Origin of the sequence: Bradyrhizobium sediminis, assembly GCF_018736085.1 — a bacterium.
Lineage (GTDB): Bacteria > Pseudomonadota > Alphaproteobacteria > Rhizobiales > Xanthobacteraceae > Bradyrhizobium > Bradyrhizobium sediminis.
Genome location: NZ_CP076134.1, coordinates 291,744 through 314,773, shown reverse-complemented (window position 1 = coordinate 314,773; position 23,030 = coordinate 291,744). Strand labels below are relative to the sequence as shown.

24 protein-coding genes and 2 tRNA genes are annotated in these 23,030 nt (G+C 65.0%); 7 read left to right on the top strand and 19 right to left on the bottom strand.

The annotated features are described in order from the left end of the window. Positions 1 to 6: 6 nt before the first annotated feature. On the bottom strand, positions 7 to 327 hold the full coding sequence (locus tag KMZ29_RS01530; protein ID WP_215622174.1) for a DUF167 domain-containing protein: 321 nt from the start codon (positions 325 to 327) through the stop codon (positions 7 to 9). 30 nt (positions 328 to 357) lie between these two features. Beyond that, a complete protein-coding gene (locus KMZ29_RS01525; protein WP_215604389.1) occupies positions 358 to 648 on the bottom strand; it encodes a YggT family protein in 291 nt (96 codons plus the stop codon). Between the two features lie 182 nt (positions 649 to 830). On the opposite strand from KMZ29_RS01525, the gene KMZ29_RS01520 reads away from it, so the two are divergent. Then, positions 831 to 906, top strand: a tRNA-Ala gene (locus KMZ29_RS01520). Between the two features lie 122 nt (positions 907 to 1,028). Here KMZ29_RS01520 and KMZ29_RS01515 read toward each other — a convergent pair. The 8 genes from KMZ29_RS01515 to KMZ29_RS01480 form a co-directional block, all read right to left on the bottom strand. Continuing rightward, complete coding sequence (locus KMZ29_RS01515; RefSeq protein WP_215622173.1) at positions 1,029 to 1,841, bottom strand: enoyl-CoA hydratase; 813 nt, start codon at positions 1,839 to 1,841, stop codon at positions 1,029 to 1,031. Between the two features lie 62 nt (positions 1,842 to 1,903). After that, positions 1,904 to 2,413: a nuclear transport factor 2 family protein gene (locus KMZ29_RS01510; protein ID WP_215622172.1), complete on the bottom strand. Its 510-nt coding sequence runs from the start codon at positions 2,411 to 2,413 to the stop codon at positions 1,904 to 1,906. Between the two features lie 123 nt (positions 2,414 to 2,536). Then, complete coding sequence (locus tag KMZ29_RS01505) at positions 2,537 to 3,343, bottom strand: glutamine amidotransferase (protein WP_215622171.1); 807 nt, start codon at positions 3,341 to 3,343, stop codon at positions 2,537 to 2,539. 118 nt (positions 3,344 to 3,461) lie between these two features. Continuing rightward, the gene (locus KMZ29_RS01500; protein ID WP_215622170.1) at positions 3,462 to 4,241 is read right to left on the bottom strand and encodes an SDR family NAD(P)-dependent oxidoreductase; all 780 of its coding nucleotides are present in this window, start codon (positions 4,239 to 4,241) and stop codon (positions 3,462 to 3,464) included. A 257-nt stretch (positions 4,242 to 4,498) separates the two neighbouring features. Next, positions 4,499 to 4,999 carry a tellurite resistance TerB family protein gene (locus KMZ29_RS01495; RefSeq protein WP_215624093.1) on the bottom strand — a complete coding sequence of 167 codons (501 nt, stop codon included), beginning with the start codon at positions 4,997 to 4,999 and terminating at the stop codon, positions 4,499 to 4,501. Positions 5,000 to 5,123: 124 nt separating this feature from the next. Further along, positions 5,124 to 6,536 (bottom strand): adenylate/guanylate cyclase domain-containing protein, encoded by a 1,413-nt coding sequence (locus tag KMZ29_RS01490; protein WP_215622169.1) that lies wholly within the window; start codon positions 6,534 to 6,536, stop codon positions 5,124 to 5,126. A gap of 46 nt (positions 6,537 to 6,582) precedes the next feature. Next, entirely contained in the window at positions 6,583 to 7,971 is a 1,389-nt protein-coding gene (locus tag KMZ29_RS01485; protein WP_215622168.1) for a cytochrome P450, read from the bottom strand. Between the two features lie 107 nt (positions 7,972 to 8,078). Beyond that, positions 8,079 to 9,452 carry a hydrolase gene (locus tag KMZ29_RS01480; protein WP_215624092.1) on the bottom strand — a complete coding sequence of 458 codons (1,374 nt, stop codon included), beginning with the start codon at positions 9,450 to 9,452 and terminating at the stop codon, positions 8,079 to 8,081. 151 nt (positions 9,453 to 9,603) lie between these two features. On the opposite strand from KMZ29_RS01480, the gene KMZ29_RS01475 reads away from it, so the two are divergent. Next, positions 9,604 to 11,289, top strand: a complete 1,686-nt coding sequence (locus KMZ29_RS01475; RefSeq protein WP_215622167.1) for an MFS transporter — start codon at positions 9,604 to 9,606, stop codon at positions 11,287 to 11,289. Positions 11,290 to 11,411: 122 nt separating this feature from the next. On the opposite strand, the gene KMZ29_RS01470 is transcribed toward KMZ29_RS01475, so the two are convergent. Together KMZ29_RS01470 and KMZ29_RS01465 are read right to left on the bottom strand one after the other, a co-directional pair. Beyond that, on the bottom strand, positions 11,412 to 11,621 hold the full coding sequence (locus KMZ29_RS01470) for a hypothetical protein (RefSeq protein WP_215622166.1): 210 nt from the start codon (positions 11,619 to 11,621) through the stop codon (positions 11,412 to 11,414). Between the two features lie 113 nt (positions 11,622 to 11,734). Next, complete coding sequence (locus tag KMZ29_RS01465) at positions 11,735 to 12,013, bottom strand: hypothetical protein (RefSeq protein ID WP_249779157.1); 279 nt, start codon at positions 12,011 to 12,013, stop codon at positions 11,735 to 11,737. 326 nt (positions 12,014 to 12,339) lie between these two features. Between KMZ29_RS01465 and KMZ29_RS01460 the strand changes: the two genes are divergently transcribed. Continuing rightward, entirely contained in the window at positions 12,340 to 13,368 is a 1,029-nt protein-coding gene (locus tag KMZ29_RS01460) for a polysaccharide deacetylase family protein (RefSeq protein ID WP_215622165.1), read from the top strand. Between the two features lie 4 nt (positions 13,369 to 13,372). Here the strand turns inward: KMZ29_RS01460 and KMZ29_RS01455 are convergent, their stop codons facing one another. The 6 genes from KMZ29_RS01455 to KMZ29_RS01430 all read right to left on the bottom strand — a co-directional run bounded on the left by KMZ29_RS01455 (position 13,373) and on the right by KMZ29_RS01430 (position 18,358). Continuing rightward, positions 13,373 to 13,606: a hypothetical protein gene (locus tag KMZ29_RS01455; RefSeq protein ID WP_215622164.1), complete on the bottom strand. Its 234-nt coding sequence runs from the start codon at positions 13,604 to 13,606 to the stop codon at positions 13,373 to 13,375. A 268-nt stretch (positions 13,607 to 13,874) separates the two neighbouring features. Continuing rightward, a complete protein-coding gene (locus KMZ29_RS01450; RefSeq protein WP_249779804.1) occupies positions 13,875 to 14,270 on the bottom strand; it encodes a hypothetical protein in 396 nt (131 codons plus the stop codon). Between the two features lie 157 nt (positions 14,271 to 14,427). After that, a tRNA-Thr gene (locus KMZ29_RS01445) sits at positions 14,428 to 14,503 on the bottom strand. 190 nt (positions 14,504 to 14,693) lie between these two features. Continuing rightward, positions 14,694 to 16,409: a heme biosynthesis protein HemY gene (locus KMZ29_RS01440; RefSeq protein WP_215622162.1), complete on the bottom strand. Its 1,716-nt coding sequence runs from the start codon at positions 16,407 to 16,409 to the stop codon at positions 14,694 to 14,696. A gap of 7 nt (positions 16,410 to 16,416) precedes the next feature. Next, positions 16,417 to 17,559 carry a COG4223 family protein gene (locus KMZ29_RS01435; RefSeq protein WP_215622161.1) on the bottom strand — a complete coding sequence of 381 codons (1,143 nt, stop codon included), beginning with the start codon at positions 17,557 to 17,559 and terminating at the stop codon, positions 16,417 to 16,419. Between the two features lie 61 nt (positions 17,560 to 17,620). After that, a complete protein-coding gene (locus tag KMZ29_RS01430; RefSeq protein WP_215622160.1) occupies positions 17,621 to 18,358 on the bottom strand; it encodes a uroporphyrinogen-III synthase in 738 nt (245 codons plus the stop codon). A gap of 135 nt (positions 18,359 to 18,493) precedes the next feature. Here KMZ29_RS01430 and tsaD point away from each other — a divergent pair, with 135 nt between their 5' ends. The 4 genes from tsaD to KMZ29_RS01410 all read left to right on the top strand — a co-directional run bounded on the left by tsaD (position 18,494) and on the right by KMZ29_RS01410 (position 21,632). Further along, the gene (gene tsaD / locus KMZ29_RS01425) at positions 18,494 to 19,567 is read left to right on the top strand and encodes a tRNA (adenosine(37)-N6)-threonylcarbamoyltransferase complex transferase subunit TsaD (RefSeq protein ID WP_215622159.1); all 1,074 of its coding nucleotides are present in this window, start codon (positions 18,494 to 18,496) and stop codon (positions 19,565 to 19,567) included. A gap of 14 nt (positions 19,568 to 19,581) precedes the next feature. Next, the gene (locus KMZ29_RS01420; protein WP_215622158.1) at positions 19,582 to 20,562 is read left to right on the top strand and encodes an NAD(P)H-dependent glycerol-3-phosphate dehydrogenase; all 981 of its coding nucleotides are present in this window, start codon (positions 19,582 to 19,584) and stop codon (positions 20,560 to 20,562) included. Between the two features lie 2 nt (positions 20,563 to 20,564). Beyond that, positions 20,565 to 20,978 carry an EVE domain-containing protein gene (locus tag KMZ29_RS01415; RefSeq protein ID WP_215622157.1) on the top strand — a complete coding sequence of 138 codons (414 nt, stop codon included), beginning with the start codon at positions 20,565 to 20,567 and terminating at the stop codon, positions 20,976 to 20,978. A 150-nt stretch (positions 20,979 to 21,128) separates the two neighbouring features. Then, on the top strand, positions 21,129 to 21,632 hold the full coding sequence (locus tag KMZ29_RS01410) for a P-loop nucleotide/nucleoside kinase family protein (protein ID WP_215622156.1): 504 nt from the start codon (positions 21,129 to 21,131) through the stop codon (positions 21,630 to 21,632). Position 21,633: 1 nt separating this feature from the next. Here the strand turns inward: KMZ29_RS01410 and KMZ29_RS01405 are convergent, their stop codons facing one another. Further along, entirely contained in the window at positions 21,634 to 22,797 is a 1,164-nt protein-coding gene (locus tag KMZ29_RS01405) for a DNA topoisomerase IB (RefSeq protein WP_215622155.1), read from the bottom strand. Positions 22,798 to 23,030: the final 233 nt, after the last annotated feature.

Below are 23,030 nucleotides of genomic sequence, written 5' to 3'. Positions count from 1 at the left end.
CGTGAATCAATCCGGCTTCGCCGCGGTCAGTATTCGCAGCGCCTCGCCGAGCCTGGCGGGGTCGCCATCGACGGCAATCTGCTTGAGTCGGGACGTCGTCCCCGACAGCACCCGCACATTGCGCTTGGGCACCCCGAGCGCCTTGGCCAGCAACTCCGTCACCGCACGATTGGCTTCGCCGCCCTCGGCGATGGCGCGGACGCGCACTTTGACCACGGTGCGGCCGTTGGCGAGCGTCTCAAGGCCGTCGATGTCGTCGCGGCCGCCGCGCGGCGTGACGCGCAGGGCAACGCTGATGCCTTCCGTGGAGTAGCGCCAGGGATCCATCGAGCACCCATCAGCTATCCATGCACGCGATCAGATCACATTCGGATAGACGTAGTAGGCGATCACCCGCTGGATGAACATGATGATCAGGATCAGGATGATCGGCGAGATATCGAGGCCGCCGAGATTGGGCATGAAGGAGCGGATCGGCGCCAGCACCGGTTCGGTGATCCGGTACAGGAATTCGGCCACCGCCGACACGAACTGGTTGCGCGTGTTGACGACATTGAAGGCGATCAGCCAGGACAGAATGGCCGAGGCGATCAGCAGCCAGACATAAAGATCGAGAATGATGATGATGATGTCGAGAACGGCACGCATGGGGGATGGGCTCGCGGGGGTTGCTGCCTGCTAGATACCGGTTCCTCCCCCTGCAAACAAGGGAAGTTCCCGGCAAAAAGGCCCGAAAAACCGCGATTTCACCGTTCTTGACTTGGCCTTGGCGCAGATTGTAAATGGCGCCGATTGCCGACCGCCGTTATTCCCTTCGAGGCGGTCGCGATGGGGCCATAGCTCAGCTGGGAGAGCGCGTCGTTCGCAATGACGAGGTCGGCGGTTCGATCCCGCCTGGCTCCACCAGCCTTCGCTCGCTTCGCGAGCTTCGGCCGGGCAAGCCCAGAAGGTCTATCGTAGCGAAGTGAGCGAAGGCTGCCCCGCCAAAGCCCGCAGGGCGACGGCAGGCTGCAAAGGGGCCCACCCCCCTACTTCCCCGTAAACCTCGGCGGCCGCTTCTCCATGAAGCTGGCGACGCCCTCGCGGAAGTCGCTGCCGCGTAGCGCCACCACCATCTCCCGGTTGGCGTCGATGGTCGCTTCGGCCAGGGTCTGGAACGGCACGTCGTAAAGCTGCCGCTTGATGACCGCGATCGCGCTCGGCGAAACGAAATCGGCGAGATCGCGGGCATAGGCATAGGTCTGTTCGCGCAGCTGGTCCGGCGGGTACAGCCGGTTCACAAGGCCTTTGCGCAGCGCCTCGTCGCTCGAGACCCGGCGCGCGGACATCAAGAGATCCAGCGCGTTGGCGTGGCCGACGATCCGCGGCAGCATCCAGCTGATGCCGTGCTCGGCGATCAGCCCGCGGCGCGAGAATGCGGTCGTGAAAACCGTATTGTCGGCGGCGAAGCGCAGGTCGCAATACAGCGCATGCACCAGCCCGATGCCGGCGGTGGCGCCGTTCAGCATGCCGATGACAGGCTTTGGGACCGACGGATAATATCCGTAGCGCGACTGCCAGTCCGGCCGCCGGTTCATGTCGAACGGCGGCAGGCTCTGGGCGCGCCTGATGTCGTCGGGATCGAGCCCCTTCAGCGCGTCCATGTCGGCGCCGGCGCAGAATGCCCGCCCTGCACCGGTCAGCACAATGACGCGCACATTGTCGTCTGCGGCGGCGGTTTCCATGGCGTGGCGCACATCGCGCTCCATGATCGGCGTCCACGCATTCATGCGATCGGGCCGGTTCAGCGTGATGGTCGCGATCTTCTCGCTCACGTCATAGAGAATATGCTGATAGGCCACCGGACTCTCCCTGTTTTCGCCTGCGTCTTTCGCGGCAGCGTGTTGCTGCTGATTCATGTTTTTCAGGTCTCTCTTTTTGCGCGCGAGCCTGTTGGCCGCGCCAGATAGTCGATGGTTTCCGGCCGCTCCTTGAGCCAGCCGGTCCACCGCCTGAATACCTTTGTCATGCGGTCCGGCTCGACTCCGAGCTGCGCCATCGCCACGCCGCCGTTGACGGATTCCCGATATTCGGCGATCAGGCCGTTACGCAGGATGAAGCGGCTCATGCCGTCGATCACGATCGGCTTACCCTTGAACTGCGGGATTTTCGAAGTGAAGCTCGACAGCGACCACGCATATCCCATTGTGCCGTCGAACACCGGATCGAACATCTCCCACCGATAGTCGGCAGCATCGCGGTGAAACAGATCCTGCATCATATGCGCGATATCGGCGCGGCCCTTGTGAGGACCGTAGATATAATCGTGATAGATCGCGTCCTCGGTGAAATGTCTTGCGAAGCGCTCGCCGTCGCCGGATTCCGCTGACAGCGTGAAATCGCTCAACAGCCGTGCGAATTCGTCGCCGGTCATATCGCCTCCCCGCGCTCGCTGATTATTTGACGCGAGCTGACGAGGCCGACACTAGCACATCTGCAGATTTGGAAAGGCTTCGAGAACCGCCGCGCGGAATATCGCGGCGTTGTTTTTTGCGCGCTATTCCGCCGCTTCCGACATCATCGACAGCGGCATGCGCGCCAGCCAGCCATCGAGAAACGCCTTCAGCCAGGCGCGCTCGGCCACATCATGGATCGCGCGGTCGGCGAAGTGGTGGTGGCGCGGTCGCGCGCCCGGCGATTCCAGACGCTCGTGACCGCGCGTGGTCCAGCGATGCATCATCGCGTAGGTCACGTCGGGATGAAACTGAAAGCCGAAAGCGTGACCCGACTGAAATGCCTGGATCGGGAAGTCGCCGCCCTCGGCCAGCAATTCGGCGCCGCGCGGAAGTTCAAATCCTTCGCGGTGCCAGTGGTAGACGTGATCCGGCCAGTGCTGGCACAGCGCCAGCCCCGCAGGGGTGGGGCGAATCGGATAATAGCCGATCTCCGTCCGGCCTTCCGGATGCGGCGCGACCCGCGCGCCGAGCTGCATCGCGAGCATCTGCGCACCCAGGCAGATTCCGAGAAGCGGCCGTTGCTCCCGCAGCGGCACGGCGATCCAGTCGATTTCCCGGCGAACGAAATCATCGGGATCATTCGCGCTCATCGGTCCGCCGAAAATGACCGCGCCGGCGTGGTCATCCAGGGTTTCCGGAAGCGAGTCGCCGAAACGCGGACGCCTGATATCCAGCCCGTGCCCGAGCGCCCGCAGCGCATTGCCGACCCGGCCCGGCGTCGAGGTCTCCTGGTGCAGGACGATCAGGACCGGCAGCGGGGATTCGGCCGCGGCAGGTGCGAAAGGGGCCGCCGCCCGACCGGGGAAGCGCAGGACGTTTTCGCCGTTGATCTTGCCGGACTGAAACATCGACTTTTCTGTCTTTCGGCTATCAAGCCAGAATCATACCTAAGTCGCCGTTAATTTCGTGTGAGTTCATGGGAAATTTAAGCAAATCGCGGGCCAAAGCCGGGCCGGGACGCGATTTTCAGCGTTTCCGCAGCTGATAGCGGCCGACCACGGACAGGACAAACCCGCGCGGGAAAAACCGGAGCAGGAATGGCACAATCTTGACGCCGACCCCGGGCAGCACGGCGCGCTTGTTGGCCATCAGCCCGCGGTAGCCGGCCTGCGCGACATCGGCCGGAGAGATGTTCAGGACCAGCGAATCAAAGCCAGGCAGAAAGCCCGCCCGCGCCTGAAATTCCGACGGCACCGGGCCCGGACACAGCGCAGTCACCCGCACGCCGTGTGGCGCGAGTTCCCCGCGCAGCGCTTCCGAGAACGACAGCACATAGGCCTTGGACGCGTAATACACCGCCATTCCGGGCCCCGGCAGGAAGCTGGCAATGGAACCGACATTGAGGATGCCACCGCGGTGCCGGATCAGATGATCGGAGAACCGCAGCGACAGGTCGGTCAGCGCGCGGATATTGACGGCGAGCATGCCGAGCTGTTCGTCACGATCCAGCTTGATCGCGTGGCCGAACAGACCGAAGCCCGCATTGTTGACGACAAATTCGACCTCCACGCCCTCGGCCGCCAAGGCCGCGGCGATCCTGTCGCCGGCATCAGGCTGTTCGAGATCGCAGGCAATCACGATCGGCGCAGCACCGCCGCCGGCGGTGATCTCATCCGCCAGCGTAGCCAGGCGATCCGCGCGTCGCGCCGCCAGGGCCACCCGATGGCCGTTCGATGCAAAAACGCGCGCCAACTCAGTGCCTATGCCCGCCGAGGCACCGGTAATCAGCGTCACACGCTCGGTCACGATTCAATGCTCTTGGATCAATTGCAGGATATACGGCTAACAGCGGAAACGAGAGCACAGGCTTGAGGTGAGATGCAAGCCATCTGCAAGCATATCGGGTTGCGCAAACGCGCGGCACTGCGGATTGAAGTGCTGTCTTTCGGTAGGTTATTGCGTTCGGCGAGGCCGATTGTCCGGCACATTAAAATTTCGTCATGTCCGGTACCGCCCCAACCCATGTCCAGTACCGCGCCAACCAATGGCCCCGGGGCAGCGCGTCACGATGCCGCGTCTGCAATATCCTGGCCGCCCACCGCCGTGGGTAGCCTGCCGGCGACACGCTGCTTCAGCTCGATCCGGTCGCGCGAGGACACTCCCAGGAGATCGGCCGCGCGCCAGATGACGTTATCCTCGAACTCGCTGACCTGGCCGTCGGCAAAAACCAGCTCCCACATCATCTCGACGATGCGGAGCCGGCCTTCCTCGTTGACCGAGCGCATGATGACGCTGGTGAAATGATAGAGATCGACCGCCTCGCCCTCGACACGGGTGGCGGCCACGATCAGGTGATCCGCCGTGCCGGGATCAAGCCCGAAGCGTTTTTCGATCAGACTGTGCAGCTTGCGTTTTTCGGTTTCGGACGGCTCGCCGTCGATCGAAACGACGTGAATCAATAGCGCCGTCGCCGCCAGACGATACCCGGTATCGTCAAACACCCGATCTTCGTGCCCGGCGGAGGAAACAACCTCGGCAATGAATTGGCGTAATCCGTCCAGCATCAATCTCTCTACCGAAATCGCGTGAGCCTGTTCGCCGCATCGGCGGCCAAGGCCAGTATATGGGTCGGAAAATCAACCAACGCAATCCATGCCGGTTCCGGCGAAGCATTACCGATAGGCAATCTCAGGGTATCTCGTAGACCACCATCTTGTCGGCGATACCGCGCAGCGCGGCTTCCTTCTGGATTGGCCTGATCGCTTCCTTCTCGAGAATCGCGGCAACCGCCGGCGCTTCGATCACCGGCGCCGTAATGTGGATCTCCTGCGATGTCGACAGGTTCTGGACCCTGGCTGCGATGTTGACGGTCTGTCCGAAATAATCCTGTCGCTCGTTGAGCATGACGGCGAGGCACGGACCTTCGTGAATACCGATCTTGACGACGAGGTCCTCGGTCCCGCGCGCGGCGTTGAGTGCATCCATCGCGGCACGCATCCGCAAGCCGGCGACGATCGCATGCTCGGGCCGAATGAACGTCGCCATCACGGCGTCGCCGATCGTCTTCACGACGGCGCCCTTCTCCGCGGAGATGATCTCCAGCAGCGCACGGAAATGCGCCCGGACCAGATCGAAGGCGGCAAGATCGCCGACCCGCTCGTACAGCGCGGTCGAACCCTTGAGGTCGGTGAAGAGGAATGTCAGCGACGTGATCTTGAGGCGCTGATCGACGCTGAGATTGTCGGCCTTGAAGACGTCGCGGAAGGTCTGGTTCGAGAGCATCCGCTTGGCGGTGAGGAACGGCTTGCGCTTGCCGATCAGGTGATGCATCGCATCTCCCGCGATAAACACCGACGGCAGCACCCGCAGGTCGGCCTGGTTGTCGAGCGAGAGCCGCAGCGGCCCCGGGCGCATCGTCCTGGTTCCCCCGGTCGGCGTCGGCGTCTTGTTGTAGACCAGCGACAGCTGCTGACGTTCCCTGGTCGGTTCGCCCTGAACGTCGATGAATTGAGCCGAGTGCGTGACCGGCTCGAAGATGATGATGAATTCCTTCGGCAATTGCAGCGACAGCACCGCCTTCTCGCCCGCCGGCAGTTCGATCGTATCCAGCGTCACCTCGTCAGCCAGCGCTGCAACGGATTCCTTGTCGAAATCGACGCCCGAACTCCAGAAAACCTGTTTGTAATATTCCCAGACCGGCAGCGAATTGGGATCATGTGCGGCGATGTGCCTGACCCGCGGGCTGACCGTGAAGGCGACCTCGACCTGCTCGTCGACCGAGGCCTCGTAACCGCAGGCGCAGAGACCGCAGTGATAGTCGTCCGGACGAAGCGATTTCAGCGTCGAATGGGCACCGAGCACGCCGCCGCAACCGGGGCACAGCACATTCCAGGAAAGGTCGAACAGCCCGAGGCGGGCGGCATGCAGAAAGCCCGAAATCACCCGTTCCTCGTCGAGCCCGTGCCGCTTCGAAAAGTCCAGCACATTGATGCGGTTGAGCTCGTGGTCCTCGCCCTCCTCGACCACATGCTGGATCGCATCGATCACCACGGGATCGGCGGTCTGTCTCAGCAGGGAAAACTGGGCCTTGATGTCGCTCATAGCCCAAGCCTAGGGCAGATTGCGCCCCCCTCCAAGCAATGCCTCGTCACCGACGCGTGATGCGGAACATCGGCGAGCGGTCGGGCTGCGTCGTCACCACGCCGATCGGCATCACCGGCGCCTGGTCGACAAGCTCGACCTTGAACGTGGCGATGATCTTGGCCAGCGCCAGGGTGGCTTCGACCAGCGCAAAATGCGAGCCGATGCAGACCCGGGCGCCGACGCCGAACGGCAGATAGGCAAAGCGATCGGGCGGTGGCGCAGGCGGCATGAAACGGGACGGGATGAAGGCGTTCGGATCGCGCCAGAGCTTTTCGTGCCGGTGCAGCAGCCATGGCGCGATCAGGACCACATCGTTCTTCTTCACCGGCATGCCCGCGATGGTGTCCGGCACAGCGGCGGCGCGTGCGATCAGGAACGCCGGCGGATAGAGCCGCATGGTCTCGTCGACCACCGCGCGGGTAAATTTCAGCCGCTCGACATCGGACGCGTCGCTGACATCAGCGCCTTTGACTTCGGCGGCCAGTTGCTCCTGCGTGTCCGGATCGAGCGCCAGCAGATACAGCGACCAGAACAGGGCGGTGGCGGTGGTCTCGTGGCCGGCGAGAATCATCGTCGCCACCTGATCCCCCAACTGCTCGTCGGTGAAGGCTTCGCCGGTCTCGGGATCGCGCGCGGCAGTCATCAGGTCGAACAGGTCGCGCGGCGGGGCGCCTTCGTTCTTGCCGGCGGCCCGGCGTTCCGCCATCAGCATGGCGACGAAACGCGTCCATCGCTTGCGGAACCGGGCGCGGGAGAAATCCTGCGGGCTCGGCCAGCTCAGCGGCAGCAGCAGGTCGAGAAAATGCGGCCGCGCCAGCCGCTCGCCATATTCCATCACGAAATCGCGCAACGCCGCGCCGTGGCGATCCATCCCGAACGAAAACATCGTGCGCCCGGCGATCTCGAGCGTCATCCGCTGCATCGCCTCGCGCAGATCGACCGGCCCCGCGCTGGCCGCCTGAAGTTTTGCGATGGTCTCGTCGGTTGCCGCTACCATGTGCGGAACCAGCGTTGCGACTGCGCGCGGCGTAAAGGCCGGCGCCAGCGTTCTGCGCTGATGCTTCCAGGCGCGGCCTTCGGCGATCAGCAAGCCTTCGCCCAGCACCGGACGCAGCACCCGGATCGCGGCCGGCGTGCGCACGTAATTTTCGTAATTGTCGACCAGCACATGGCGGATCGAATCCGGCGTATTGAGAATGAAGCTGGAGCGCCCGAAGAAGCGGCCGCAGATGATGTCCTCTTCATAGGCGCGCTGCCCCCAGGTGCCGATCACGCTCTCGCGCATCGCCATCATCCGCCCGAATACGGTCATGGTGTCGGGCGCACGCGGCGGGCTCGGCGGCACCAGCGGCCGATGCGCAACGGGCGTGTCCCAAGCTTCGGCTATGCTCACATAGGCCTCGCAGTTCTGACGGGCCGTCGGCCCGCTTGGCGTCGCTCACCCATATCAGGCCCCCATCCGGGCGCCATGAGGCGCGCGGATCGGGTCGGATCAAACAGCTAGTAAGTGAACTCGGCGAGCGCAATCCTGTTTTCCGATGCCGGCCACGCCCGCGCGACGATCCGCTCCTCGTTGAACTGCGCGGCAACGGCACGCCCGGCCTCCGCGGCCGGAAGCCGCAATGTAGCGACCGAGTCGGTCGGCACGCCCGGCTTCACATCCGCCGGTTGCTTGCCGTCGAACAGCACCACATCGCGCGGCAAGCCCAGATAGCCGCGCGGCCGCGACATCAAAACAACCGCGCCCGCCCCCGCGTCGGCCGGCCCCAGCGGCCGGGCGGCGCGCAAATGCACGACGTCGGAAGAGCGCGGAAACGGTGAACGGTAGAAATGCGTGGTGGTCGAACCGGCTGAGACGAGCACGATCTCGAGGTTCCAGGACGGGTCGACTTTGGCCGGCCCCCAGCGCCCGTCCGCGCCGGTTTGCGACGAATGGAGCGGGCCGCCCAGGCGCTCGCCGGTGTCGGGCGATACGCGATGCACTTCGACCGTCGCGCCCGGCACCGGGCGGTTGGTTTGCACGCCGCCGGGCGTACCCGTGACCAGTCCGCTCAGTCTGACCTCCGCTTCCAGTGCAATCGCGATCCGGTCCGGCTCGCGGCCGGCGATGAACTTGAATATCTCGCGGAATGCACGCGGATGAAACGCCGTCTCGCGATGATCGATCGCGCCGAGCACGAGATTGGTGGCGCCTTTCAGCTCCGGACCCTCCGGGGTCACGCCGGTCGGCGTGCCCGGCTTGCCGACGAAGCGGCCATCGGCTTGCGCATATTTGTCGATGCCGTCGCTGCGCAGCGTCAGGAACGCGGTGTCCGGCGTCACTTCGCTGTCGCCGTCGTTCAACCCGCGCAGGAACGCACCGCGGCCGTTGAACTCGTTGCCGAGGTTCTGCTCCCAGTCATAGACGCCGTGATTGGGAACGCCGCACAGCACGGCGTGGCTGACATCGGCGCCACCGCCGTTCTTGATATAATTGCGGATCGGATTGCCGCCGCGCGAATTGCCGACCAGCGCCACCCGCGGCGCACCGGTGCGGCGTTTCAATTCCTTGATCGCCTCGCCGAGTTCGCGGCGCTGGTCTTCCGTGGACGAGCGATTCGGTTGCTCGACCTTGTCGTCGGTTCGCGCCAGCGGATCGGTGAAATTGATCGCCAGCATCCGGTCGCGCGGAACACCGTTCGATTCCATCCGCCACAGCGTGGTGATCCACAGCGCGGCATGGTCGCCATTGCCATGCAGGAACAGGATGGGCGGAACCTGCGCCGCGCCCGAGGCAGCCCGCGCCGTTTGCGCAAAAGCTGAAAACCCGAAATGGCCGGCTGCCAGGGGCAGCACGCTGGCCCCTTTCAGTAGTGTCCGCCGCGATATGCCCATTTTGTCGCTCCCCCTAATTTCCAGCATTTTTAGCCGTCCAGTGTGACCGTTGATAGCGACTTTGCCACTGGACAGCGAAGGACTTTCGCAGGCATCACTCCAGATCGCAGGGAATCGGGGCCGGCCGTGACCGGCGCAGATGGAACGGGCCATGACGGAACCGCCAAAACGCTCGATGTTTGCTGGGGACGGCGTGGCGGCCCCGCTGCGGCATGCGGTGTTCCGGCGGATCTGGCTCGCCAGCCTGCTTTCCAATCTGGGCCTCCTGATCCAGGGCGTCGGCGCCGCCTGGGCGATGACGCAGATGACGTCGTCGGCCGACAAGGTCGCGCTGGTGCAGACCGCCCTGATGCTGCCGATCATGCTGATCTCGATGCCGGCCGGCGCCATCGCCGACATGTATGACCGGCGGGTCGTGGCGCTGGTTTCGCTTTCGATCGCATTGGTCGGCGCGACCGCGCTGGCGGCAATGGCGTGGCTCGGTCTGGTCACGCCGAACGTTCTTCTCCTTTTCTGTTTCATCGTCGGCAGCGGCATGGCGCTGTTCGGACCGGCGTGGCAATCTTCGGTTAGCGAACAGGTGCCGGCGGAGAATTTGCCTGCCGCGGTGGCGCTGAACGGCATCAGCTACAACATCGCGCGAAGTTTTGGTCCGGCCATCGGCGGCGTTATCGTCGCCACCGCGGGCGCGGTCGCGGCTTTCGCCGTCAATGCGGTGCTCTATCTTCCGCTTCTCATCGTGCTGTTTCTCTGGCGGCGCGTCAGCGAACCGTCGAGGCTTCCCCGCGAGCGTCTCAATCGCGCGATGATCTCGGGTGTCCGCTATATCGCCAACTCTCCCTCGATCCGCATCGTGCTGGTACGCACGCTGGTGACGGGCGTGATCGGCGGCTCGGTGATGGCGCTGATGCCGCTGATCGCCCGCGATCTCCTGCATGGCGGCGCGCAAACCTACGGGATCATGCTCGGCGCCTTCGGCATGGGGGCGGTGATCGGCGCGCTCAATATCGGTGAACTGCGCAAGCGGATGAGCGGCGAGGCCGCCATCCGCGCCTGCACGCTTTCGATGGCGGGCGCCATCACCGCGGTCGCGTTGAGCCGGCAACCGGTGCTGACGGCGGTCGCGCTGGTGGTCGCCGGCGCGGTCTGGATGGCGGCAGTTGCTTTGTTCAATATCGGCGTACAGCTCTCCGCCCCGCGCTGGGTCGCAGGCCGCTCGCTGGCGGCATTCCAGGCCTCGATTGCCGGCGGCATCGCGATCGGGAGCTGGGGCTGGGGACATCTGACCGACTTGGCCGGCGTGGAAACCGCGCTGCTGGTTTCCGCCGCGATGATGTCTGTCTCGCCGCTGCTCGGCCTGTGGCTGCGCATGCCGCCGGTCGGCGCGCGCAACGAGGATGCGGAGGTTCTCGCCGACCCCGAAGTGCGGCTGTCGCTGACCGGGCGCAGCGGGCCTTTGGTCGTCGAGATCGAATACCGCGTCGCCCAGGACAACGCCCGCGCCTTCCACAATGTGATGCAGGAAGTCCAGCTCAGCCGCCAGCGCAACGGCGCCTATGGCTGGTCGATCGCGCGCGACATCGCCGATCCGGAATTGTGGACCGAGCGCTATCACTGCCCGACCTGGCTCGATTATCTGCGTCAGCGCAGCCGCTCGACCCAATCCGAACGCGCGCTGCACCAGCAGGCGATGGATTTTCACCTCGGACCGGGTCCGGTGCGCGTCCGCCGCATGCTGGAGCGGCCATTCGGATCGGTGCGCTGGAAGGAAGACACGCCCGACCGCGCCGCGAACGAGGTGTTGCCGGTCGCGACGGCGGCGGGCGGCAGTACCTGAGCGTCATTCCGGGGCAGCCCGCAGGGCTGAACCCGGAATCCAGAAGTAATTAGCTCGAGATTCCCCGATGTGCCATTGCACATCTGAGGTTCGCGCTTCGCGCGCCCCGGAATGACAGCGTTCTACTGCCCGTGACTCGCCAGCACCTGCTGGCAGCCCTTGCTGAGCCGCGCACGGTTCTGCTTCAGGCACGCCAGAACGACCTGGTCGCCGTCGTTCAGATGGGCCCGGCAAAACCGTGAGGCATCGCGCGTACAGGCGTCGCCGCCCTGCTGCGCCGAAGCCGCTGAAGCCATCAGAGCGAGCGGAATGACGAAGAGAAATCTGGTCATGGTGTTACGCCTACCCGGTCATGCACTGAGCGCGTTCTAATGCGCTCGAACCGGCGCCGCAACGTGTTTTGGGCAACGTTGCGGCGATTGGGAAGGTAGGCGCTGAACCCGGATTACTGCGCGGCAACCTTGTTCGATTTTTGCGCCAGATCGCGGTCCATCACGGCCCGGCAGCCGGTGGAGAGGCTGGCGCGCTTCTTGAACATGCAGGCGGTGATCTTCGGGATGTTCGGGATCTCGTCGCTGCAGAGGCGGAACGCGTCGCCGGTGCACATCTGCTGCGCTTCGGCGCTGAAGGCGAAGCTCGAGGTCGCCGACAGTGCGGAGAAAGAGACCGCGAAGGCCAGCACAAAACCGGCGCGGCGGATGGTCCTGGTAAGGTAAGCGGTCATTGTCGGCTCCCTTTGGCCCGGCTCAGCGGGCCCGTTGTTGATGCGCAGACATTGCCTGAACGGCGGCGTGGCCGCTGTGACGTCCATCACACTGCAAAATCCTGCGGAAACGCCTTTTTTCCTCCGTCGCAGGCTGGTCTTGATGATGATCCGGCGATCCCAGCCGCGGGTTTCACTGGCGCGGTCGCCTCCGAGCGACGCTTCGCCGCGGGGCCCTGAAGGCAAAAAAATTTGGCCCGGCCAGCCGTCGTTGGTGGGTCGTTAAGACCTCGTTTGCATTAATGGCGCCTGCGCGGGATGTCGTGAATTTTCTGGAAAGTGTAACGATGCGTAATGCGTTAGGCCTGATGCTGGCGAGTGTTGTTTCAGCTGTTGTCATTGCTGCCGTGTGGTTCTGGACCTCTTCGCCGAAGGCGGATGCGGCACCTCCCCAAACCGTCAATGCCCGGAAGGCCGAGCCGCTTCCCGTCGCCGCCGCCAAGCCAAGCCGGCCGCGCGAGGACGTTGAGGTCACCGCCGCCCTCTCGGCCCCGGTTCCCGCCAAGCCTGCCGCGCCGGTGCAGCAAAAGACCACCTGCGCCAATCCGGATGCGCTCGGCGTCAGCCGCGTCGTGGTCGTCGACACCACAGGCGGTCCGGGCTTCGGCTTCCAGCAATTCAAGCAGCTCGACTTTCTGACCGACAAGGAAGTGGTGCTGACATTCGACGACGGCCCGTGGCCGACCACCCCCTCGGTGCTGAAGTCGCTGGCCGAGGAATGCACCAAGGCAACGTTTTTCCCGGTCGGCAAGCACTCCACCTATCATCCGGAAATTCTCAAGCAGGTCGCCGCCGCCGGTCACACCGTCGGCTCCCACACCTGGTCGCATGCGCATCTCGACAGCAAGAAGCTGACCGAGCAGCAGGTCAAGGAAGAGGTCGAAAAGGGTTTCAGCGCGATCAAGATGGCGCTGGGCGCAGCGCCCGCACCGTTCTTCCGCTTTCCGGGACTGCAGCACACGCCGGCCTCGGTGGACTATCTCGGTTCGCGCAATATCGCGATCTTCTCCTGCGACGTCGACTCCTTCGACTTCAGGGCCAAGGACCCGGCGCAGATCGTCAACACCGTGATGACCAAGCTCGAAAAGCAAGGCAAGGGCATCATCCTGATGCACGATCTGCAGAAGCACACCGCTGCAGCCCTGCCCACGCTGTTGCGGCGGCTGAAGGCCGGCGGCTACAAGGTCGTGCAGATGAAAGCCAAAGTGCAGCTCGAAACCATGGCCGAATACGACGCGGTCCTGGTCAAGGACATGAAGCTGCCGGCCGTCTCCAGCCGTCCGGTCAGCAGCGTGGTGCAGACCGTTACGGAATAGTCGCTCAAGCTTTCGGGGCGCAGGCCGATTTGCTCTTCACGGTCTGCGCCGGAACTTGCGACTGCGGCTGATGGTTCGAGCTCGACACCGACGATTTGTCCGCGCGGATAAATTCTTCCAAGGCGAGATCCGACGACCAGTTCAGGTACCAGACGACGGCGCCGGTCAGCGCGAGCAAGACAAGAACCTGGACGAGCAAGGTTCGAACAATCCCCGGCCAGTCGAAATTGAGGTTCATTTTACGCTGATTGCCAATTGGTGACACGGATGCCTCCCACGAGCGGGTTCGTTCGCACCGCGTATTAGCTCGGCTCTAAATTTTCGATGTGAACTGCTTCACAGGTCACGATTAGTTCAAGACCGTGGCTGACTCGTGCCATCGCTGCGCGAGAGCGTCATTGCGTGGAACCGGCCGGCCGCGAATGCAAATATACGCAGCGAAACAATCCAGACGGTTAGGAACCGGATTGCTTCACTTGCGCTTGCAATGGCGGGAATTGAGGGCCCTACCAGTAGATGCCGTGGCGATGCAGTTCGCGGATCACGCGCGCTTCGGTCGTTTCGCGCCGACGTTTCGGATTTTCAACCCTGGTCGTCTGCGTGCTCTTCTCGGCGACCGGTTTGATCGATTCAACCTTCGGCGTTTCGGTTGCCGTACCGACAGCCGCAGGCCGCGCGACAAATTTCGGCGCTTCGGTAGCGGCCGGAGCCTCAACGGCTTTCAGCGTCTCGACCGGCTTCTCCTCGACGGCTTTTTGTTCAACAGGCTTCTGTTCGACGGCCTTTTGTTCAACGGCCTTGGGCTGCTCGGCTGCGGCCGGCTGATCGCTCGATGCCAGCGTCAGGCTTCGCATCTCGCCGGCTTGAGCGGACGCGGATGCCAGAACCATGGCGGCGATCAAAATGAGTTTACGCATGCGAAATCTCCCGTGCTTGAGCGTCGAGGGGGAGACTAGGTCGGGCGGAAATGCGGTTATGTGAGGTGGATCACGCAGTGGCCGTCAGACGCAAGGCAGCGCCCAACGAGGCTTCCGGCTTTTTCGCATTTGGGAAAAAAACTGGTGCCGCAAACAGGACTCGAACCTGTGACCCCGTCATTACGAATGACGTGCTCTACCAACTGAGCTATTGCGGCGGACCAAGCGGCGCGTTCAAGAAAGGGCCTGAAAACGCCCGCACCTGATATCGGGCACCGCCCGATTTGGCAAGAAAAACGCGGTCTTGCGAGGGCCGGTAGCGCTATTTTTTGACGCGTTTTCTTCACACGAACCGGTACCCACCCCCGGATCAAGTCCGGGGGCATGCTTCGCTCGAAAACGCTCTGCTTAGCTGCCCCAGCGGGACAGGAACCCGCGCCAGCCGCCGGCCTGGCCCTGCGCCGGGCCGATTTGTTCCGCAAATTCGTCGCTTGCCGCCTCGTCGTCGATCCCGGGATCGTCCGGCGCCCGAACGATGGGAATCACCTGGGGGATGCTGGAGGGGGCGGTTTTGGGAATGTCCTGGCGCGCCCGGAACAAGGGCGCTGCCACCACCGGCGCGGGTTCGGCCGGCGGCGGTGGCGCCGGGGCGGGCGCTGGCCCAGCCACAGGCGAGGCCGGGATCGGGTCGGCTACCGGCGCCAGGGCCGGCAAATTATCCTGCGCCGCTGATGGCACGGTCACCTCGGCGGGGGGCTCGCGCGGCGGCTCGACGCGCCGCGGCGGCGCGAGCATCTCTTCCTCGAGCCTTGCGGATTCGATCGCGGCGCCCTGGTCGGACGGCAACGCCGCCAGCGGCGTCTGCCATTGAAACGCATCGAGCCGGCCGGACACCGGCGACACCGGCCGCCAGCGATCGCTGACATAGCCATCCGCGGTCCACACCGGATCGTGCATCGCGCGCACCGCGCGCAAGGTCCATGCGCGAGCCCGGCCGCTGTCGCCATGTTCGGTGCGTTCGATCTCCGCCATCAGCATCGCCACCCGCTGCGTCGGCGCCGCGGTGAACGGCGCCAAGGCCTCGCGGGCGCGGGCAAATTCCGCAGCGTCGATCGCAGCGCGGGCAATGGCGAGCGCGCTCTCGATATGGCCGGGCGCTTTCGCGGCCAGCGTCTCGATCCGCACCAGCCGCTGCCGCGCGGAATCCCCGAGCTTCACATGCGCGTAGGCATCGGCGAGGTCGGGATGCGGCTGCGCCAGCCAGGCCGTCTCCACGATCCGCATCGCACGCCGCACCTGATGCGCCTCGCTCTCGTATTTGCTCGCCAGCACCGCGGCCGGCACCAAAGTCGGCGCCAGCTTGACCGCCTCCTTCGCGCTCTCGCGCGACAGGTCGCGGTCGGCATTCTCCAGTTCCAGCGCGCGCGCCGTCAGCAGCACACCGCGCTGACGCTTATACGCAGCCTTGTCGATCAGGCCCGAGGCGAGATTGTTGTCGAGGATAGTCAGCGCGCCGTTCCAGTCGGCCTTGGCGCAGCGGAATCCCAGCACAGCATGCGATGCCCAGGTCGACCCCGGCGCCAGCTTCAGCGCCTCTTCCGCGATCATGACGGCGGCGACGGGATCGTCGGCGCGCTGTGCTTCGATGAACAGCCCGCGCAGGCCCAACAGCCTCGTGTCCTCGCGTTCGGCCATGGCGCGGAACGCGCGTTGCGCGCCTTCGCGGTCGCCGTCGAGCTGCGCCGATTGCGCGTGCAGCAGCAGCGCCAGGGGATCGTGCGCGGCATGGCGGCGCGCCACATCGGCGTGCAGACGAGCCGCGGCGGCATCGCCGTGACCGATCGCAAGCAGCCCGCGGGTGATGGCATGGCGGCCGCGCGCCTGACGGCGTTCGCGCCGGCTGCGCCTGATCCGCGCCGGCATGCGCCAGAGCCCGCGCAGGATGGTCCATGCCAGCACGGCCGCGACAATGACAATGCCGAGGGCCAGTGCGAATACCGGCAGCGAGGTCGCGACGCGCCAGCCGCCCCACGACAACACGACGTCGCCGCCCTGATCGGCAACCCACGCCGCGCCCGCGGCTGCGAGCGCGATCAACACCAGAAACAGAATGATCCGATACATCGGTGTCCTATTGCGCCGGTTTGGCGAGCGCCGCCATGGCGTCAGCCGCGAATTGACGGGATGCGGCCAGCGCCGCATCCCGGGCGTCTGCCTTCTCGAGCCAGGCTTGCGCCGCGGCGCGGTCGCCCGGCGCCAGCGTTTTCAGCTCGCGCCTCGCCTCGGAAAAATCGTTGCGCAGCGCCGCCGCCGTGACCCGCGCGACGACGGCGCCGCGGTCGGTGCCGGCCGCGTCGGTGCGTTCGATGCGGACGAGCTTTGCGGCGCCCGCCTGCAGGCGATCGACGATGCCGGTACCGGTGGTGGAGCTCTCCGGCGCCGGCGGCGACAGCTTTGGCACCAGCGTCAGCAGTTCGCGGCTCAGGCTGGCGGCGTTCGGCACCCCCGAAGCCGCGAACCCTTCGAGCGGCTTCAGCGCCTCCGGATTGGCCGCGAGCGATTTCGCCGCCACCAGCGCGGCGGGATAGGGGTCGCCGATTCGAACCAGAACATCGAGCAGGGCAGCCGCCACGATACGGCGCAGCGGCACGTCATCGGCCGGCTTGCTGCTTTCCTGCGCGATTGCGGCACTCTGCGCACGAGCTGCGCGCTCGATCTGGGCAATGCGCTCGTTGATCGCGGAGAGGTCCACCGAGGGAGCCGCTTCGCGCGGTGCTGATTTCGCATCGTTGATTGCCGAAGCCAGCTTCTCCGACTGCGCGCGCTGGCTGGCGAGTTCGCTGCGCAGCGCAGCGAGCGATTTTTCCAACGCTTCGGCGCGTGCGGCGGCCGCGGGATCAGGCGCGGCAACCGCGGGCTTGCTGATCCTGGATTCAATGCCGGCAATACGCACGGCGAGGTCGTCGACGGCGGCGGAATTGACGGCGGAATTGACTTGGGGCGCCGCAGGCGGAGGGACCTGGGGCCATCCCGCGAGCCAGGCCACGGCGATCACCAGCGCAGCAGCACCGGCGCCGGAAACGGCTGCGATGACCGCAGCGGAAATCGCCGCCACTGAGCATCGCGGCGACGTTGGTTCGGACTCCTCGGCCGCGCCGGTACTGTCAGCGTCGCCCGATACCTCGGTTGCCTCGAGGTCGATGGTCGGCGGTGCGCGCTTGGCGCGACCTGAATCGGGCGACGGTCCAATATCTTCGGGCCTGTCATCGGCCATTATGACGGTTCCTCATCAGTTGCGGCGAACGTGACCAGATTCGCATATCCTCTTACTCCGATCAGGCTCGCAAAGCACGCTCCAGCGCCTCGAATAAGGCATCCTCATCCGGGGTTGCCGCCACCACGACCTGCGTGGCCCCAGCCTCGCGGACGACGGAGGCCACGGCGGCCGAGATGCAGCATTGCACGATCGACAGCGCCGATATTTCCACCCCATCCGCCCGCGCCGCATCCAGGAAGGCGCGCGCGCTGCGCCGTGAATAATGCAGCACCGCCTCGATCCGGTTGGCGGCGAAGGCGTCGCACACCTCTCGCGGCAGGCTCCCGACCGGCACCATCCGGTAGGTTGTCTGCGTCACCACCCGCAAGCCGCTTTCGCCGAGCTCCCCGGCCAGATCCCGGGCAAGATCGGCGCCGGCAAGATACAGCAGCGTCGAGGCCTTTTTCAGCTCCTTCGCTTTCATCCTTGCGAGCACGAGATCGCGCAAGCCTGCCGCGTCGCCGCTGGCCGAGATCACATGGGTGAATCCGGCGCGCCGGGCGGCGTCCGCGGTATGCTGCCCCACCGCAAACAGCGGCAGCTCGAGCAGCCGGTGACCCTTGAGATGGTGCTCGATGCTGCGCACCGCGCTGGCGCTGGTGACGATGACCGCGCTGTAGCGCGCGTCCATATCGTCGTGGAAGGCCACCGGTTCGAACCGCAACACCGGCGCCTGCAACACCTCGTAGCCCCTGCCGCGCAGGCGTGCTGCGGTGGTCGCATCGTCCGGGTGTGGGCGCGTGACAAGAACGGCCATAATTCAGATTATCTGCCCCGGGCGTTCTGCATCAACGGATGATTGCACCTTACGACCTCGCAATGCTAACCGGAGGATAGGCAAACGCCGCTTTGGCCGATAGCGCAAGGGCTCAAATTGGATAACGACTCGCGAATGCTGGTGCTGGGAATCGAGACCACCTGCGACGAGACCGCCGCCGCCGTGGTCGAACGCCTGGGCGATGGGTCGGGGCGCATCTTGTCCAATATCGTGCGCTCGCAAACCCAGGAGCATGCCGCCTTCGGCGGCGTGGTGCCGGAGATCGCCGCGCGCGCCCATGTCGACGTGCTCGACGGCATCGTCGGCAACGCGATGAAGGAAGCGGGCGTTGGCTTCGCAGAGCTTTCGGCGGTCGCGGCGGCGGCCGGGCCCGGGCTGATCGGCGGCGTGATCGTGGGGCTGACCACCGCGAAAGCCATCGCGATGGTGCACAATACGCCGCTGATCGCCGTCAACCATCTCGAGGCCCACGCGCTGACGCCGCGGCTGACCTGCGCGCTGGCGTTTCCCTATTGCCTGTTCCTGGCTTCCGGCGGCCACACCCAGATCGTCGCCGTGGTCGGCGTCGGCCAATATGTGCGGCTCGGCACCACGGTCGACGATGCCATGGGCGAGGCCTTCGACAAGGTCGCAAAAATGCTCGGCCTGCCCTACCCTGGCGGACCGGAGGTCGAACGCGCCGCCAGCGGCGGCGACGCCAAACGGTTCGCATTCCCGCGGCCGATGCTCGGCCGCCCCGATGCCAATTTCTCGCTGTCGGGCTTGAAGACTGCGGTTCGTAATGAGGCGAGCCGCATCAACCCGCTGGAGCCTCAAGATATCAGCGATCTCTGCGCCGGCTTTCAGGCAGCGGTGCTGGAATCGACGGCGGACAGATTGAGCGTCGGCTTGCGGCTGTTCCGCGAACGGTTCGGGCCGCCGCGCGCGCTGGTCGCGGCCGGCGGCGTCGCCGCCAATCAGGCGATACGCGGCGCGCTGCAGGACGTCGCCGCGAAGGCGCAGACCACGCTGATCATTCCGCCGCCGGCGCTCTGCACCGACAACGGCGCGATGATCGCCTGGGCTGGCGCTGAGCGTTTGGCATTGGGCATGATCGACACCATGGACGCCGCGCCCCGCGCGCGCTGGCTGCTCGATGCCAACGCCACGGCGCCGGCCGGTTTTGCCAATACACGCGCCGGCTTCTAGGCGGGAGCCTGACGATGTCAGCATTCAAATCTGTGGCCGTGATCGGCGCCGGTGCATGGGGGACGGCGCTTGCCGCCGTCGCCTCTCGGGCCGGGCGCGAGGTCGTTCTCTGCGCGCGCGACGCTGCGATCGCAACACAAATTCAGTCGATGCGCGAAAATCCCCGCCTGCCCGGCGTGCGTCTCGACGCGGGCGTCGAGGTCATCGCCGATCTCGCACTGGCCGCTCGCGCCGACATTGTCCTGATCGCAACGCCTGCGCAGAATTTGCGCGCCGCGGTTGAGGCAATTGCGCCTCACCTTGCCAAGGCGGCGCCCGTCATCGCGAGTGCAAAGGGCATCGAGCGCGGCACGCATAAGTTCATGACCGAGGTGATCGCGGAGGCCGCGCCCGACGCGATGCCGGCGATCCTGTCGGGGCCGAGCTTCGCCGACGACGTGGCGCGCGGCCTGCCTACCGCAGTGACGCTGGCAGCGAAGGACGAGACGCTTGCGAGTGAATTGGTGCAGGCGCTGGGGTCTTCGACCTTCCGGCCCTATCACACCACCGATGTTCGCGGCGTCGAGATCGGCGGCGCGGCGAAGAACGTGCTCGCGATCGCCGCTGGCATCGTGGTCGGCCGCAAACTCGGCGCCTCGGCGCAGGCGGCGCTGACCACGCGCGGCTTCAGCGAGTTGGTGCGGTTTGGACGCGCCTGCGGCGCGCGCAGCGAAACCATGGCGGGCCTCTCGGGCCTCGGCGACCTGATCCTGACTTGCTCCAGCCCGCAGTCGCGCAATTTCGCACTCGGCGTGGCGCTCGGACGCGGCGAAGGGCGGCCACGCGACAAACTGGCCGAGGGCGAATTCACCGCACCGGTGCTGATCGAACTCGCGGCTTCGCAAAATGTCGATATGCCAGTATCAAATGCGGTCGCGGCGATCTTGAGCGGCAAGGCGACGATCGACGAAGCCATCGAGAGCCTGCTGACGCGCCCGTTCAAGGCGGAGGGATGACAATGGCGTACTGGCTGGTGAAATCGGAGCCATCGGTCTGGTCATGGGATCAGCAGGTGGCAAAGGGCGCCAAGGGCGAAGCCTGGACCGGCGTGCGCAATTTCACCGCGCGGCAGAATCTCGTGAGAATGAAGAAGGGCGACCGCGCCTTTTTCTATCACTCCAACGAGGGCAAGGAGATCGTCGGCATCGCGGAAGTCATCAAGGAGGCCTATCCGGATCCGAGCGACAAGACCGGCAAGTTCGTCTGCGTCGACATCAAGGCCGACAAGCCCCTGAAGACACCGGTGACGATGGCCGCGATCAAGGCCGACAAGCACCTGGCCGACATGGCGCTGGTGAAATATTCGCGGTTGTCGGTGCAGCCGGTGACGGCGGACGAATGGAAGATCGTCTGCAAGATGGGTGGAATGTAGGCTCGCGCCAAGTACCTGATCTCCCAATCGTTGTAGCTCCCAAGCGTCAATTGGCGATGCGACCGCCCAAATATTACCCGGATATTATTGACGTCCGATTTTATCCGGATAATATCTCCGGATCGAAATCAGGCATGAAGGAAGCCCCCGATGGCTCCGGCTTTTCATCTGGTGTGCGGGTCAACCGGCGCCGGCAAGACCACCTATGCCCTGGACCTGGCGCTCCAACTCAATGGCATCAGGTTCTCGATCGACGAGTGGATGGTCGGGCTGTTCGCCAAGGACAGGCCCGAGCCCATGCCATTCGACTGGGTGGTGGAACGGGTCGAACGCTGCGAGCAGCAGATCGGCCGGATGGCGGTCCAGTGCGCGCGCGCCGGTGCGGCACCGGTGCTCGACCTCTCGTTCTTGCGCGCCAGCAATCGCGCGAACTTTGCGGCGTTGGCCGACGAGGCCGGGTTTTCCGTGGTGCTGCATTTTCTCGACGTGCCCGCAGAAGAGCGATGGAACCGCGTCCGGGGCCGCAACGAGACCCGCGGCGAAACCTTCTCGCTCGACGTCCCCAAATGGATGTTCGATTTTATGGAGAAGGTCTGGGAGCCGCCGACGCCGGCGGAGATGCTCGCTTATAATGGCGAGTACGCCGGCGGCTAGATCAGGCCGCCGCCGCGGTCACCACCTGCGCCAAAAGCTGCTCGCGCTTCGATTGCGAGCGATAGCCCTTCATGGTCGCGGCGAAGCGCTCGAGGATGCCGTCCTCGAACGCGGTGACGATGGTGTCATGGACATAGCTCTTGCGGCAGATCGCAGGCGTATTCGACAGTTCGTCGGCGGCGGCGCGGACGGCGTCCAGCACCTGCTTGCGCCGGCCGCGGGCGCTGGCCGCCGGTGAAATCCGCGACAGCGATTCCAGCACCACGGCTGATGCCATCAAGGTGCGGAAATCCTTCAGCGAAATCTTGATGCCGGCAATCTCGCGCAGGAACGCATTGACCTGGGTGGTGGAAACCGCGCGGACCGTGCCGGAATTGTCGCGGTACTGGAACATGCGCTTGCCGGGCACGCCGCGCAGGATGCTGATGGCGCGCACCAGTTTGGCGGCATCGCATTCCTTGCGCACGGCCTTGCCGCCCTTGGCCTTGAAGGAGAGCACGACGCTATCGTCTTCCAGCGTGACGTTGGATTTCAGCAGCGTGGTGGCGCCGCGGGTGCCGTTCAGCCGCGCATAGGATTCGTTGCCCGGACGGATCGCGGTGCGCGCGATCAGTTCGATCACCGCCGAGAGCGCGAATTCACGGGTCGGGGTGTCGCCGGAGAGGTGCATCGAGACGTTGCGGCGGATCTTCGGCAAAGCCGCGACCAGCCGCGCCAGCCGGTGGGCCTTGCGCTGTTCGCGAACCTTTTCCCAATCGGAATGGTAGCGATATTGCAGCCGGCCCGCCGCATCGCGGCCGACGGCCTGCAGATGCGAACTCGGATCGGGCGAGTAGCGGACCTCGGCATAGGCCGGCGGCACCGCCATCGAGTGCAGACGCCTGATGGTGCCGGCATGGCGGACCGCCGTGCCGTTGGCGCGAACGAATGAATAGCTCCTGCCGCGCTTGATGCGGCGAATGGTGAGTTGGTTCTGGTCGCCGAGCCTGAGGCCCAGTTCCTGGGCGAGGGCCTCCACCGAAGCCGTCTTGGCGACCGTCCCGGCATTCGCCTTGGGCGTAATCTTCTGCGTGGGCTTAGGCATCTGCCCCAGCGCCTGCGACAGCGCAACGGCAGGATCGGCGGAAACGGGCCGCGCAGCCTCGAAATTCTGCTGATCCATCATGACTTTAGACGCCTTACTCCAACTGTTCGTCCGGTACTGCCGTTTATCGGTCTTTCGTTCCGGAGGGGCGCCCGGCCCCGGGGAGGCCATTTAGGGGGTAATGGCCGCGAGCGCCAGCCCATCCCTTGCGCAGTACGGTTTCAGAATACCGTTCAGCCTGGAATGGGCGCCATGCAGAGGATTTTTGACTAACGAAAAACGCGATCGTGAAGGTTGTCCGGGTCCAGCCGGCA